This window comes from Spirillospora sp. NPDC048824 (assembly GCF_043198455.1).
Taxonomy (GTDB): domain Bacteria; phylum Actinomycetota; class Actinomycetes; order Streptosporangiales; family Streptosporangiaceae; genus Spirillospora.
Window position 1 is genome coordinate 103240 of sequence record NZ_JBICUS010000015.1, and the last position, 14293, is coordinate 117532.

The following is a 14293-nucleotide window of genomic DNA, read 5'->3' on the forward strand; positions in this document are numbered from 1 at the left end:
TCCCTGCTCACGGAACGCCAGGCTCCTCTCGAACCGAATGTTGTACGACTCTGTAGATTGTGCGCCGCCACGGCGGGCACGACCCGCCCCGGGCGCAGCCCACGACGCGATCGGTCTTCCCGCCGGGCCCCGTGCGCCGGCCGCGTCCGCCGCAGGCGAAGATCATGCCGCGCCCCCGGCGAGCCTATCGCGCGGGAGGGCCGCCGCAGGCGGGCACAGGACGCCGCGTCCTCGGGGGGCCGCGCCGCTTCAAGCACCCTTGCCCGAACGCCCCGGGGACTAACCCCCCGCACGGGTGATCCCACGGGTGATCCGGAGAGCGCACCCGGGAAGTGATCCTTCCGGGTGCCCGCCGGGCACCTGCGGGGGCGCGCGGCGCGTCCGGCGACCCGGTGCGCGGCCTCCGGAGGGGGCGCACTACAGTGAGGACGCGGTCCGAACGACAGCGGCCGTGGCAGCAAGACCGAAGCCGAAGTTGCACACAACCGAGGCCGGCCCGGATCGCGGGGGCGCCGCCGAGGTGGTACGCGATTTCCCATCCCTAGTTGGACGTGGACCCGATTGTGACGGTGCTCAGTAACAAGCGCGGGGTCGAGATCGAACTCGACGAGCAGGGGCCGGGGGCGCCTGTGATCCCGCTCGTGCCGGTGCCCGCCGAGCAGGCCGCCCCCAGGACGCTCGGCGCGAGCGTACGCGCCTACGTGGCGCTGACCAAGCCGCGCGTGATCGAACTGCTCCTGATCACCACCATCCCGGTGATGTTCCTGGCGGCCGGGGGCGTCCCGCCGCTGCCCACCGTCCTGCTGACGCTGGCGTTCGGGACGATGTCCGCCGGGGCCGCCAACGCGATCAACTGCTACATCGACCGCGACATCGACGCCAAGATGCGCCGCACCCGCCGCCGCCCGCTGGCCCGCCACCAGGTCACCCCGGCGCGCGCCCTGATCTTCGGGGTCACGCTCGCGGCGCTGTCCACGGCGGGTTTCCTGCTCACCGTCAACCCTGTCGCCGCGGCCGGGTCGCTGTTCGCCATCCTCTTCTACGTCTTCGTGTACTCGCTGCTGCTCAAGCGGCGCACGTCGCAGAACGTCGTGTGGGGCGGCATCGCCGGGTGCATGCCCGTCCTCATCGGCTGGGCCGCGGTCACGGGCGACCTCGCCTGGACGCCGTTCGTCCTGTTCGGCGTCGTGTTCCTGTGGACGCCGCCGCACACGTGGACGCTCGCCATGCGCTACCGCGAGGACTACGCGGTCGCCAAGGTCCCCATGCTGCCGGTCGTCGCCACCGAGCGGCGCGTCGTCACCGAGAGCCTCGCCTACACCTACGCCACCGTGGCCTGCTCGCTGCTGCTGTGGCCGGTGGCCGGGATGGGCCCGGTGTACGGCGCCGTGGCGGTGGTGCTCGGCCTGGCCTTCCTCGCCGAGGGGCACCGGCTGCTGAAGGCGGTCCGCGCCGGGGTGACCGGCGTCCACCTGAGGCCGATGCGGTTCTTCCACCTCTCCAACGTCTACCTGGCGCTGCTGTTCACCGCCGTGGCCGTCGACCCGATCCTGCACTGACCACGGCTTTCACCGCGGATGGTGACCGTCCGTGACGATATGGACTTAGCACTTCGCGCTACCTGCCGTTACGCTTCGCGTCATGGCGCGTGTGGACCCCAAGGCGGTGCTCGAAGGGCGGATCCCCGGCAGGCCCCCGGTCGGCCTCATCATCGGCATGAGCGTGTCCGGGCTGTGCGCCGTGACCGCGCTCGGCGTCATCGCCGTGGCCGGGGGGCCGGGTTTCTGGGTGGGCGCGCTGCTCGCCATCGTCCCGATCCCGGTGCTGATCGCCCTCGCGCTCACCCTCGACCGGATGGAGCCCGAACCGCCGCGCGCCCTGGCGTTCTCGTTCATGTGGGGCGCGGGCGTCGCCGTGCTCGGCGCCCTGGTGCTCAACACCGCCGGCCTGCTGTACGTCACCGTCCCCATCTTCGGCGAGTCCGAGGGCCACTTCGTCAGCGCCACCTTCGGCGCCCCCGTCATCGAGGAGACGCTGAAGGGCGCCGTCCTGTTCGGCATGCTCTGGTTCCGCCGCAACGAGATCGACGGATTCGCCGACGGGATCATCTACGCCGCCATGGTCGGCCTCGGCTTCGCCATGATGGAGAACATCACCTACTACATGCGGGCGTTCGAGGAGGGCGGCACGCAGCAGCTCGGGGCGGTGTTCATCCTGCGCGGCCTCGTCATGCCGCTCAGCCACCCGCTGTTCACCTCGATGACCGGCCTCGGCGTCGCCTACGCCGCCACGCACCGGCGGGGGCAGTTCATCGCGCCGCTCGCCGGGCTGCTCGGCGCGATCGTCCTGCACGGGCTGTGGAACGGCTCGGCGTCGTACGGGCTCGGCGGCCTCGGCGTCGTCTACGCGCTGGACTTCTGCATCCTGGTCGCCCTGATCGTGATCGTTTTCGTCGAACGGCGGGGCACCGTCCGCCGCATCGAGACGTACCTGCCGACGTACGCCGCGACGGGCCTGGTGACGCCGCAGGACATCCGGATGCTGCGTTCCCTCCCCGCCCGCCGCGCCGCCCGCCGCTGGGCCCGCCTCGTCGGCGGCCCGCCCGCCGGGCGCGCGATGACGGACTACCAGCTCGCGGCGACGGAGCTGGCGCTGCTGCACAAACGCGCCGACCGCGGTGTCGCCGACCAGCGGTGGTTCGTCACCCGCCGCGACTCGCTGCTCAACCTGATGTCGCTGGCCAGGCAGGCGTTCCTGCGCACCCCGCCGCGCCCCGGGGCGAACCGGGGTGCCGGCCCGCCGTGGGCGGCGCAGGGCCCGTCCGGGTTCCTCCCGCCCAGCCCCCCGGGCCCCTACGGACGGTGACCGGGGGCCGGATCACGACCACCGGGACCCGGCCATACGATTGGTGCCGTGGCAGAGCGACAGTCGTCCAACATCCCGCTCCGGACCTGGAACGCCGTGTGGCGTCCGACCACCGGGTCGCTGCGGCTGCTCGCGCTCCTCGGCGTCATCGGCAACGTGGTGATCGTCGTCAGCGGCGGCGCCGTCCGGGTCACCAAGTCGGGGCTCGGCTGCCCCGACTGGCCCCGCTGCTCCGGCGACAGCCTCGTCCCCACCAGCAATCCCGAGCACCACGTGCTCAACATGTCGATCGAGTTCGGCAACCGGCTGATCACCTTCGTGGTGCTGGCCGCCGGCCTGCTGGTTTTCATCGCGGCGCTGCGGCTGCGGCCGCGCCGCAAGGAACTGGTCTGGTGGGCGCTGGCCCAGCCGATGAGCGTCGTCGCGCAGGCCGTCATCGGCGGGATCGTGGTCCTCACCGAACTGCACCCGGCCGCCGTCTCCCTGCACTTCCTCGTCTCACCGGCCCTGCTCGTCTTCTGCGTGGCCCTCTGGATCCGCGTGGGGGAGGGCGACGCCCCGCCCCGGCCGCTCACCGGCCCCTGGACGCGCCGCCTCACCGCCGCGCTGCTGGTCGCCTGCGCGGCCGTGCTCGTCGCGGGCACCGTCGTCACCGGCACCGGGCCCCACGCGGGCGACGCCGATTCCCGCCGGTACGGCTTCGACATCACCGACGTCGCCCGCATCCACAGCGTGCTGGCCTGGGTGACCACGGCGCTGACGGTGCTCGTCCTCGTCGCGCTGTACCGCACGGGCGCCCCGGCCGCCGCCCGCCGCCGCGGGCACGAGCTGGCCGTCCTCATCGTCCTCCAGGGCGCCGTCGGCTACCTCCAGTACTTCCTGGGCGTCCCCGAGGGCCTGGTGCTGCTGCACATGCTCGGCTCGGTGCTGATGTGGATCGCGGCGTTCCGCCTCTTCTTCGCGCTCCGCGACCGCGGCCCCGTCCCCGCCGCGGAGCCGTCCCCGGCCGCCGCCCCGAAGGCCGAATCGCCGCAGCCCGCCTGACGCACCGTGTGACCGAGCCCGTGTGACCGAGCCCGTGTGACCGGGGACCGTGTCAGCGCTTCCGGAGGAAGTCGCGCAGGCGGTCCAGCGGCCAGGTGTTGATGACGTCGTCGGGCGTCAGCCAGCCGCGCTGGGCGGTGCCGATGCCGTAGCGGATGTTGCGGTGGTGGCCGACGGAGTGGGCGTCGGTGTCGACGGAGAACTTCACACCGAGCCGCTTGGCGCGGCGGATCAGGTCGGCGGGCAGGTCGAGGCGGTCGGGGAACGAGTCGATCTCCATGGCGGTGCCGGTGCGGGCGGCGGCGCGGAACACCTCGTCCCAGTCGGCGTCGACGGGCGCGCGGCGGCCGATGCTGCGGGCCGTGGGGTGACCGATGACGTGGACGTGGGGATTCTCGCAGGCGCGGACGAGGCGCCGGGTCATGGCGTCCTGGTCCTGGGTGAAGTGGGAGTGGATCGAGGCGACGCAGACGTCGAAGCCGGAGAGGAAGGCGGCGTCCCAGTCGACTTCGCCGTCCGGGTCGATGTTCAGCTCGGTGCCGTGGAGGAGGGCCATGCCGGGGTACGCGCGCTGAAGGCCGGCGACCTGGTCGCGCTGGGCGAGCATCTTCTCGTCCGTCATCCGCTGCATGAACAGGTTGGGAGCGTGGTCGGTGATGGCGTAGTACTCCAGGCCGCGGGCGTGCGCGGCGGCGACCATGTCGTCCAGGGAGGCGATGCCGTCGGTGAGGTCGGTGTGGCTGTGCAGGTCGCCCCGCAGGTCCGCGACGGTGACCAGGCGGGGCAGCTCGTCCCTGAGGGCCGCTTCGATCTCGCCGGTGTCCTCGCGGAGGGTGGGGTGGACCCAGGGGAGGCCGAGCCGCTCGTAGACCTCCTCCTCCGTCTCGGAGACGATCAGCTCGTTCGACTCGGCGTGGAACAGGCCGTACTCGGACAGCTTGAGGCCCGCCTTCACGGCGATCTCGCGGGTGCGGATGTTGTGGGCCTGCGACCCGGTGAAGTACTGCAGGGCCGCACCCCAGGACTCGGGCGGGACGACGCGCAGATCGACCTGCAGGCCCTTGGCGGTGCGGATGGACGTCTTCTTGTCGCCGCTCGCGATGACCTCGGCGACGAACGGCAGCGCGGTGAACGCCTCCATGATCGGGTGCGGGTCGCGGGAGGCCGCCAGGACGTCCACGTCGCCGATCGTCTCCCGCATCCGGCGCAGGGAGCCGGCGTGCTCGCAGCGTTCCACCTGGGGGAGCGCGGACAGTACCTCGACGATCTCGTCGGCGACGCCGGCGGCGGCGTCGAGCAGCACCCGCTCGCCGGAGCTGCGCATCAGCTCGATGCCGTGGAGGATGTTCTCCTCGGTCTTGGTGCCGAATCCCTTGAGGCCGCGCAGCCGGCCTTCGCGGATCGCCGTCTCCAGCTCGCCGACCGAGGAGATGCCCAGCTCCTCGTAGACGGCGAGGGCCTTCTTCGGGCCGAGGGTGGGGATGGCGGTCAGCGCCCTGACCCCGGCGGGGATCTGGGTGCGCAGCTCCTCAACCTGCCGGATGGTGCCGGTGGTGTTGTAGTCGAGGACCTTCTTCGCGATCGCCTCGCCCACGGCCTGGATCTTGCGCAGCCCGGCGAGATCCAGGCCGGAGATGTCGTCGGGATGGCCGGCGATCGCCCGTGCGGCCTTCTCGTACGCCCTGATCTTGAACGCGTCGCCGCCCGTGATGGACAGCAGATCGGCCAGTTCCTGGATGAGTGCCGCAGCCTCGTCGTTTGCCCGTGCCATACGGCGAGTCTAGAAGCCGGGTACGACGTTCCCGATGATAAGCGGCGTGATCACAGGCATGATCCCGGGCATGGTCACCGCAGCGGAGCCAGGGGGCCGCCGGGGTTGTCCATCCGTCCCCGGACGACCTCGCCGGCGATCGCGGACACCTCGTCCTCGGGCAGGCGCCGGTACCCGTCGTCGGTGACGACCGCGATCGTCGGGTAGATGCGCCGCGCCGGGTCGGGCCCGCCGGTGGCGGTGTCGTCGTCGGCCGCGTCGTAGAGGGCCTGGACGCAGACCGCGGCGGCGTCCTCCAGGGAGAGGTCGCGCCGGTACAGCTTCTTCAGGGCGCCCAGCGCGTACGGGGAGCCCGAGCCGTCCGCGTGGTAGTCGCGGGCCTCCTGCGGGGAGCCGGTGATGTCGTAGGTGTAGATCCGCCCCTCGCCGGTGTCGGGGTCGTACCCGGTGAGCAGCGGGACGACGGCGAGCCCCTGCAGCGCCTGGGCGAGGTTGGCCTGGATGACGGCGCCGAGGCGGCGGGCCTTGCCCGGCAGCGACAGCGGGACCGTCTCCATCTTCTCGTAGTGCTCCAGCTCGACCTGGAACAGCCGGACCATCTCCAGCGCCAGCCCGACCGTCCCCGCGAACGCGACGGCGGAGTACTCGTCGCCGCGCTGCACCTTGTCCAGCTCGCGGTAGGCGATGCGGTTGCCCTGGGTGGCGCGCCGGTCGCCGGCCATCATGACCCCGCCCGGGAACGTCAGCGCCAGGACGGTGGTGCCGTGCGGAAGCTCCGGAACGTCACCGGCGTGCGGGACCCGGTTGACGGGCAGCAACTCGGGGGAGTGGAGGCGCAGGAGGTCGACGAACGACGCCGACCCCGCCTCGAAGAACTCGGGCGGTATCCCCTGATCCTCGGTCCGGCCGATCACGGCGGCTCCTCTCCCCTCGCTGGCGACCCTCGCGCTCCGATCCTTCCACGCTGCCACACGCACCTGCCACTCTCACGCACCGCTCATGCCTCCGGCGCCTCGGGCGGGTCCTTCTGTCCGCGGGTCGCGCCCGCACAGGCGACGATGACACAGCAGATCGCGACCCACTGCCGTCCGGTGAGGATCTCGCCGAGCAGCGCCATCCCGACCAGGGCGGCGACGGCGGGTTCCAGGCTCATCAGGACGCCGAAGACGCGGGCCGGCATCCGCCGCAGCGCCTCCAGCTCCAGCGAGTAGGGGATCACCGACGACAGCAGCCCGACGCCGAGGCCGATCAGCAGCAGCTGCGGGTCGAGCACGGCGGGGCCGGCGGACGCGACGCCGATCGGCAGCATGGCGGCCGTCCCGACGATGCTGGCCAGCGCGAGGCCGGTGGAGCCGGAGAACCGCTTGCCGGTGGCGGCGGTGAGCAGGATGTAGGCGGCCCAGCACGCCCCGGCCAGGAGCGCGAACGCGATGCCGACGGGGTCGAGGGAGCCGGTGCCGCCCCTGGCCAGCAGGAGGACGCCCGCGCCCGCCAGGAGGGCCCACAGCCCGTCCCGGGGACGCCGGGACGCGCCGATCGCCACCGTCAGCGGCCCGAGGAACTCGATGGTCACCGCCACGCCGAGCGGGATCCGCGAGAACGACTGGTAGATGGAGAAGTTCATCAGTGCCAGCGCCAGCCCGAAACCGGCGGCGATGGCGAGGCTGGAGCGGGAGTGGTCGCGCAGGATGGTCCGCAGCGCCTTGCGCGCGAGGAACCCCAGCACGATCGCCGAGGTCAGCAGCCGGATCGTCACGACGACGCTCGGAGGCATCCGGTCGAACAGGTGCTTGGCCAGGCCCGCCCCGGTCTGCACGGAGATGATCCCGAACAGGATCAGCGCGGGCGGCGGCACCGACCCCAGCGACAGGAACCGGGCACGGCCGATGGCCCGGGACGCGCCGCCGCGCGCGCCGGGGGCCTCAGCGAGCGCCATCCACTACTCCCATTTGAAGAATCGAGCGGCGAGGGCGAGCCCCGCGGCGGCCCACACCCCGAGCACGAGCAGGGGACCGCCGGGCAGGGCCGCGCCGTCGCGCAGGACGTCGCGCAGGCCCTCCGCGAGCGCCGAGATGGGCAGCAGTCCGAGGACGTCACGGACCGGGCCGGGGAACTCCTCCAACGGGAAGACGACACCGCCGGCGGCCAGCAGCAGGATGTACACGAGGTTCGCGGCTGCGAGGGTGGCCTCGGCGCGCAGCGTCCCGGCCATGAGCAGGCCGAACCCGCTGAAGGCGGCCGTGCCGAGCAGCAGCAGGACGATGACGGAGAGGGGATCGCCGTGCGGCTGCCAGCCGAGCGTCAGCGCCATGCCGCAGATCACGGCCGCCTGCACCGCCTCGACGGCGATCACGGTGAGGGTCTTGGCGGCGATGAGGCCGCCGCGCGGCAGCGGTGTGGCGCCGAGCCGCTTGAGGACGCCGTAGCGCCGCTCGAACCCGGTCCCGATCGCCTGGCCGGTGAACGCCGTGGACATCACCGCGAGCGCGAGGATGCCGGGCGTGAGGAAGTCGACGCGGCGGCCGTCACCGAGGTCCAGCAGGGACGTGGCGCTGAACAGGAACAGCAGCACCACCGGGATGATCAGCGTCAGCAGCAGCTGCTCGCCGTTGCGCAGCGTCGTGCGGAACTCGTAACCGGCCTGGGACAGGATCATCCGCGGCAGGGGGACGGCGGCCGGCGCCGGGGTGAAGTCCAGCGGCGCGGGGCCGTGGGGTGCGGCCTTGTGCGGGATGGTCACGAACGCAGCTCCCGTCCGGTCAGCTCCAGGAAGACGTCCTCCAGGGTGCGGCGCTCGATCCGCAGGTCCTCGGCCATGACGCCGTGGGAGGCGCACCAGGCGGTGACGGTGGCCAGCAGCTCGGGCCGCACGTCCGCCTCGATCAGGTAGTGCCCGGCGGGCGACTCCTTGGCGGCGCAGCCGGCGGGCAGCGCCGACAGCAGCTCCTCCAGGCCGAGGCCGGGGCGGGCGCGGAAGCGCAGCTGGCGCTCGGCGCCGGTCAGCTCCTCGGGGGCGCCCTCGGCGACGACCCTGCCGTGGTCGACGATGACGACGTGGTCGGAGAGGCGCTCGGCCTCCTCCATGTTGTGCGTGGTGAGGACCACCGAGACACCCGCGGCCCGCAGTTCCTCGATGAGCCGCCAGGTGGCGTGCCTGGCCTGCGGGTCGAGCCCGGTGGTGGGCTCGTCGAGGAAGACCAGCTCGGGCCGCCCGACGACGGCGACGGCCAGGGAGAGGCGCTGCTGCTGGCCGCCCGACATCCGCCGGAACGGGGTGCGGGCGTGCTCGGTCAGGCCGAGCCGTTCCAGCAGGGCGGACGGATCGAGCGGCGTCGCGTGAAACGACGCGACGAGCCCCAGGAACTCGCCTGCGCGGGCCGTCCCGGGCACGCCTCCGGACTGCGGCATCACGCCCACCCTCGGCTTCAGCGCGCGCCCGCGTGCGACGGGGTCGAGGCCGAGGACGCGGACGGTGCCGGAGTCGGCGCGCCGGAACCCCTCGCAGATCTCGATCGTGGTGGTCTTGCCGGCGCCGTTGGGCCCGAGCAGCGCGGTGACCGCGCCCCGGGCGGCGCTGAGCGACAGGCCGTCCACGGCGGTCGCCGCGCCGTAGCGCTTGACGAGCGAATCCAGCTCGACGGCGCCGTCTCCGGGGGGTGTCATGGTGACGAGTTTAGAACCGGGGGACGACCGCCCCGCGCCGGGTCCAGCCGGTGCGGCCCGTGAAGATCCGGTAAAGCCGCGGGGTGAACGCCGATCCGGTGGCGGGGCGGAACCGGCCCAGTTTCGCGCCCGTGAGCCGGGGAATTGACCGCCTGTCGCCGGGCCGCCCCCGGCGACCGGGGGCTTCGGTGCCGTGGCCGGGCCCGGACGGAGGTGGGGATGCCGTTCCACGTCGATTCGGAGGTCGGCCGGCTGCGGGGGGTCCTGCTGCACCGGCCGGAGCTGTCGCTGAAGCGGCTCACCCCGTCCAACGCCGCCGGCCTGCTGTTCGACGACGTGCTGTGGGTCAGGCGGGCGGTCGAGGAGCACGAGGAGTTCGAGGACGTGCTGCGTTCGCAGGGCGTCCGGACGTACCTGCTGCTCGACCTGCTGCGCGAGACGATCGAGAACCCCGAGCCGCGCAAGCACATCCTCGACGCCGTCGTCGACCCGCACTGGTTCGGCCCGATCGCCACGGACGCGATCCGCAACTGCTTCGACTCCATGGACCTGGAGGATCTGGTCGCGTTCCTCGTCGGCGGGATCACCAAGCGGGAGATGCTGGAGCGGATGCCCGAGCCGGCGTCCATCGCGTTCCACTCGATCGGGCCGGACGGGTTCGTCCTGCCGCCGCTGCCCAACCACCTGTTCACCCGCGACACGTCCTGCTGGATCTACGACGGCGTCTCGATCAACACCATGCGCAAGAAGGCCCGGATGCGCGAGACGGTGAACATGGAGGCGATCTACCGGTGGCACCCGCTGTTCGCGGGCGGCTACGACCGCCCCGGGACGGGCGGGTACCACGTGTGGAACCGGGGCATGACGATGGCGCCGGCGACGCTGGAGGGCGGCGACGTCCTGGTCATCGGGAACGGGGCCGTCCTGGTCGGGATGAGCGAGCGGACGCAGCCGCAGGCGGTGGAGATGCTCGCCCAGTCGCTGTTCGCCGCCGGTTCCTGCTCCCGGATCGTCGCGCTGCGGATGCCGCGGAAACGGGCGTTCATGCACCTGGACACGGTCATGACGATGGTCGACCACGGCGTGTTCACCACCTACGGGGGGCTGGGCCTGCTGCCGTCGCACACCATCGAGCCGGGCGACACCGAGAAGGAACTGAAGATCACCGACCATCCTCCGGAGGACATGTACCGGGCGATCGCGGCGGCCCTCGGCCTGGACGGCGTCAAGGTGCTCACCCCGGCGCAGGACGTGTTCGCCGCCGAACGCGAGCAGTGGGACGACGGCAACAACCTCCTGGCCGTCTCGCCGGGCGTGGTCGTCGCCTATGAGCGCAACGCGACCAGCAACAATCATCTGAGCGCGAACGGGATCGACGTCATCACCATCCGCGGCAGCGAGCTGGGCCGGGGTCGCGGCGGCCCGCGCTGCATGACCTGCCCGATCCAGCGGGACGCGTGACGGCGGCCATCGGCTGAGCAGGGACGGGGGAGCAGACATGCGCGTGGTCGTAGCGCTCGGAGGGAACGCGCTGGTCAAGCGGGGTGAGACGCCCGACGCGGAACCGCAGCGCGCCAACGTCGACCGGGCGGTGCGGTCGCTGGCGCCGCTCGCCGAGCGGCACGAGCTGATCATCACGCACGGGAACGGGCCGCAGGTCGGGGTGCTGTCGCTGGAGAGCGTCAACGACCCGGGCCTGACCCGGCCGTATCCGCTGGACACCGTCGGCGCCGAGACCCAGGGCATGATCGGCTACTGGATGCTGCAGGCGCTGCAGAACGCGCTGCCCGGCCGCCAGGTGATGGCGATGATCAACCAGACGCTGGTGTCGGCGGTGGACCCGGCGTTCGAGAACCCGACCAAGTTCGTCGGCCAGGTCTACGACCGGGACGAGGCGGACAAGCTCGCCGCCGAGTACGGGTGGACCGTCCGGCGGGACGGGGACCTGTGGCGCCGCGTGGTGCCGTCCCCGCGGCCGCAGCGGGTGATCGAGACCCGGCTGATCAGGGAGCTGGTGCGGCTCGGGACGGTCGTGGTCTGCGCGGGCGGCGGCGGCATCCCGGTGTTCCGCAACGACGTCGGGCGGCTGCAGGGCGTCGAGGCGGTGATCGACAAGGATCTCACCGCGTCCGTCCTGGCCGAGAGCATGGACGCGGACGCGCTGCTGATCCTCACCGACGTCCCCAATGTGATGCGGAACTTCGGAACCCCGGACCAGCAGGCGATCACCCACACGACCCCGCACGAGCTGAGGGCCGAGGACTTCCCCGACGGGTCGATGGGCCCCAAGGTCGAGGCCGCCGCGAGCTTCGTCGAGCGGACGGGCGACATGGCCGCGATCGGGCTGCTCGACCAGTGCGTGCCGATCCTCGACGGGACGGCCGGCACGATCGTCACCCCCAACGCGACCTGGCCGCTGGCGAGCACGCTGTGACCGCCGGTACCGCGCGGGAGTCCTTCGCCCGCAGCCTCCTGCGGACCAAGCCGGTCGACCGGATCGTGGCCGAGGGCGGGGAGGGCGAGGGCGGCGAGCTGAAGCGGTCGCTGAGTCTCCTGCAGCTCACCTTCATCAGCGTCGGCGCCACCCTCGGCACCGGCATCTTCGTGGTGCTCGGCGAGGCGGTGCCGCTGGCGGGCCCGGCGGTCGTGCTGTCGTTCGCCCTCGCCGCCGTCACCGCCCTGTTCTCTGCGCTGTCCTACGCCGAGCTGGCCGGGACGATCCCGGTGGCCGGCTCGTCGTACTCCTACGCCTACGCCACGCTCGGCGAGCTGGTCGCGTGGGTCTGCGGCTGGTGCCTGCTGCTGGAGTACGCCGTCTCGGTGTCGGCGGTCTCCGTCGGCTGGGGCTCCTATCTCAACGCGTTCTTCGAGGCCGCGTTCGGGTTCACGATCCCGGCCGCGATCAGCAGCCCGCCCGGCGAAGGGGGGATCGTCAACATCCCGGCCGTGATCGTGGTCGCGCTCGCCACGCTCCTGCTGCTGCGCGGCGCGTCCGAGAGCGCCACCGCCAACACGATCATGGTGTTCCTCAAGATCGGCGTGCTGCTGTTCTTCTGCGCGGTCGCCTTCACCGCGTTCCGGTCGCGGAACCTCAGCCCGTTCGCGCCGATGGGCTGGGCGGGCATCAGCGCGGCCGGCTCCAGGGTCTTCTTCTCCTACATCGGCTTCGACGCGGCGTCCACCGCCGGCGAGGAGGCCAAGAACCCGCGCCGCGACCTGCCGCTCGCCATCATCCTCTCGCTGATCATCGTGACCGTCATCTACGTGCTGGTCGGGCTGGCCGCGGTCGCCGCGATGCACTGGGAGCAGTTCGACCTGAGCGGCGCGGAGGCGTCGCTGGCGCGGGTGCTGGACGAGGCCACCGGGCAGACCTGGCCGTCGATCGTCCTGTCGCTCGGGGCGGTGATCGCCATCGCCAGCGTCGTGCTCACCGTCATGTACGGGCAGACCCGCATCCTGTTCGCGATGTCGCGGGACGGGCTCGTCCCGCAGGTCTTCCAGAAGGTGAGCCCTGGGCGCCGGGTGCCGGTCGCCAACACGGCCATCGTGGCGCTGTTCATCGCGGTCCTCGCCGCGGTGATCCCGCTCGGCCGGCTGGTGGACGCCACGAGCATCGGGACGCTGTTCGCGTTCGCGCTGGTCAGCATCGGCGTCATCGTGCTGCGCCGCACCAGGCCCGACCTGCCGCGCAGCTTCCGGACTCCGCTCTTCCCGGCGACGCCGCTGCTGGGCGTCGCGTTCTGCGTGTACCTGATGGTCGGCCTCGGCGGCGTGACGTGGGCGGTCTTCCTGCTGTGGATCCTCGTCGGGCTGGCCGCGTACTTCCTGTACGGACGGCGACGTTCACGCCTGGCGGCCGGCTCCCCGGGAAGGGGGCCGCCATGAGCGAGACGACCGGCGCGAGCGAGACGAGCGCCATGAAGGAGACGGCCGGCATGCGGGTTCTGGTCGGCTACTCGCCCGACGATCGCGGCGAGGACGCGCTGGTCCTGGCGGCCATGGTCGCGAAGAGCGCGAACGCGCCGCTGACCGTCGCGCACGTCCACCCGCCCGCCTGGCCCGCCCGCGGCCCCGGCAGCGTGGACGCGGAATGGGTCGCCTACCTCAGGGGGCAGGCCGACGAGGCCCTCGCCGAGGCCGCCGTGCGGCTCGGCGAGCTGCAGGTGCCGAGGCCGGACGTGGATCTGCGCTCCCACGCCCACCGGAGCAGCGGCCGCGGTCTCATCGAGACCGCCAGGAAGGTCGGCGCCGACCTCATCGTGGCCGGCTCGGCGCCGCGCGGACGGCGCGGGCGGATCACCCTCGGAAGCACCGCCGACCAGCTCCTGCACGGTTCGCACGTACCGGTCATGCTCGCGCCGCGCGGATACGCCGCCGAGTCGCCGCATCATCCCGGCGCGGGCCCGCCCCACCGGTCACCGAGGCGGCTCGAGCGGATGACCGTCGCGTACTGGCGGCGCCGCGACGTCGAGGGCCCGCTGGCCGCCGCCGCCGAGTTCGCAGGGTCGCTGGGGCTCCCGATGCGGCTGCTCACGCTGGTGCTGAGGCCGCCCGGGCTCGCGGCGAAGTTCCACACCGCGGGGGGCGTGCTGGAACGGCAGGTGGCCCAGGCCGACGAGGACCTCCGCCAAGCAGCCGGCCGGCTCGGCGGCGGGATGCCGGTGGAGCGGCTGACGGCCGTCGGGACGGGCGTCGGGAAGGCCCTCGCCAGCGTCGATATGCTTGCGGGCGAGGTGCTGGTCTGCCTGTCCGGCCATGACGGGCCGCTGCGCAAGGTCTTCCTCGGGGGGAACTCGGGCAAGATCGTCCGGGCCGCGCCGTGCCCGGTGCTGGTCCTGCCGCGCGGCGCCGCACCCCGGCAGGACGAGAAAGTCCAGGTTAGGTAAGGCTTGCCTGCGTGAGCTAAGACATCGGCGAACCGGTGTTTCGGGGGAAGGAATTACGGCACAC

The 14293-nt window shown here is 72.3% G+C and carries 12 protein-coding genes; 7 read left to right on the forward strand and 5 right to left on the reverse strand.

Annotation, left to right across the window (positions count from 1 at the left end; genetic code table 11):
• The first annotated feature begins 629 nt into the window (after nt 1-629).
• The 3 genes from ACGFIS_RS27320 to ACGFIS_RS27330 all read left to right on the forward strand — a co-directional run bounded on the left by ACGFIS_RS27320 (nt 630) and on the right by ACGFIS_RS27330 (nt 3909).
• Entirely contained in the window at nt 630-1559 is a 930-nt protein-coding gene (locus ACGFIS_RS27320; protein ID WP_392905143.1) for a heme o synthase, read from the forward strand.
• An 82-nt stretch (nt 1560-1641) separates the two neighbouring features.
• The gene (locus ACGFIS_RS27325) at nt 1642-2865 is read left to right on the forward strand and encodes a PrsW family intramembrane metalloprotease (protein ID WP_392904909.1); all 1224 of its coding nucleotides are present in this window, start codon (nt 1642-1644) and stop codon (nt 2863-2865) included.
• 48 nt (nt 2866-2913) lie between these two features.
• Nucleotides 2914-3909 (forward strand): heme A synthase, encoded by a 996-nt coding sequence (locus ACGFIS_RS27330; RefSeq protein ID WP_392904907.1) that lies wholly within the window; start codon nt 2914-2916, stop codon nt 3907-3909.
• Nucleotides 3910-3961: 52 nt separating this feature from the next.
• Here the strand turns inward: ACGFIS_RS27330 and polX are convergent, their stop codons facing one another.
• The 5 genes from polX to ACGFIS_RS27355 all read right to left on the reverse strand — a co-directional run bounded on the left by polX (nt 3962) and on the right by ACGFIS_RS27355 (nt 9343).
• Nucleotides 3962-5680 carry a DNA polymerase/3'-5' exonuclease PolX gene (gene polX / locus ACGFIS_RS27335; protein WP_392973042.1) on the reverse strand — a complete coding sequence of 573 codons (1719 nt, stop codon included), beginning with the start codon at nt 5678-5680 and terminating at the stop codon, nt 3962-3964.
• A 74-nt stretch (nt 5681-5754) separates the two neighbouring features.
• Nucleotides 5755-6594 carry a proteasome subunit beta gene (gene prcB, locus ACGFIS_RS27340; RefSeq protein WP_392973044.1) on the reverse strand — a complete coding sequence of 280 codons (840 nt, stop codon included), beginning with the start codon at nt 6592-6594 and terminating at the stop codon, nt 5755-5757.
• Nucleotides 6595-6677: 83 nt separating this feature from the next.
• Complete coding sequence (locus ACGFIS_RS27345) at nt 6678-7616, reverse strand: DMT family transporter (RefSeq protein WP_392904900.1); 939 nt, start codon at nt 7614-7616, stop codon at nt 6678-6680.
• A 3-nt stretch (nt 7617-7619) separates the two neighbouring features.
• Complete coding sequence (locus ACGFIS_RS27350; RefSeq protein ID WP_392905141.1) at nt 7620-8336, reverse strand: ABC transporter permease; 717 nt, start codon at nt 8334-8336, stop codon at nt 7620-7622.
• Nucleotides 8337-8416: 80 nt separating this feature from the next.
• Nucleotides 8417-9343, reverse strand: a complete 927-nt coding sequence (locus ACGFIS_RS27355; RefSeq protein WP_392973046.1) for an ABC transporter ATP-binding protein — start codon at nt 9341-9343, stop codon at nt 8417-8419.
• A gap of 219 nt (nt 9344-9562) precedes the next feature.
• Between ACGFIS_RS27355 and ACGFIS_RS27360 the strand changes: the two genes are divergently transcribed.
• The 4 genes from ACGFIS_RS27360 to ACGFIS_RS27375 are packed head-to-tail and all read left to right on the forward strand — an operon-like array spanning nt 9563 to nt 14229.
• Nucleotides 9563-10804: an arginine deiminase gene (locus ACGFIS_RS27360; RefSeq protein WP_392904895.1), complete on the forward strand. Its 1242-nt coding sequence runs from the start codon at nt 9563-9565 to the stop codon at nt 10802-10804.
• 37 nt (nt 10805-10841) lie between these two features.
• A complete protein-coding gene (gene arcC / locus ACGFIS_RS27365) occupies nt 10842-11777 on the forward strand; it encodes a carbamate kinase (RefSeq protein ID WP_392904892.1) in 936 nt (311 codons plus the stop codon).
• Nucleotides 11774-13228 carry an amino acid permease gene (locus ACGFIS_RS27370; protein WP_392904890.1) on the forward strand — a complete coding sequence of 485 codons (1455 nt, stop codon included), beginning with the start codon at nt 11774-11776 and terminating at the stop codon, nt 13226-13228. Before arcC ends, ACGFIS_RS27370 begins: the two co-directional genes overlap by 4 nt.
• Complete coding sequence (locus ACGFIS_RS27375) at nt 13225-14229, forward strand: universal stress protein (protein ID WP_392904888.1); 1005 nt, start codon at nt 13225-13227, stop codon at nt 14227-14229. Before ACGFIS_RS27370 ends, ACGFIS_RS27375 begins: the two co-directional genes overlap by 4 nt.
• Nucleotides 14230-14293: the final 64 nt, after the last annotated feature.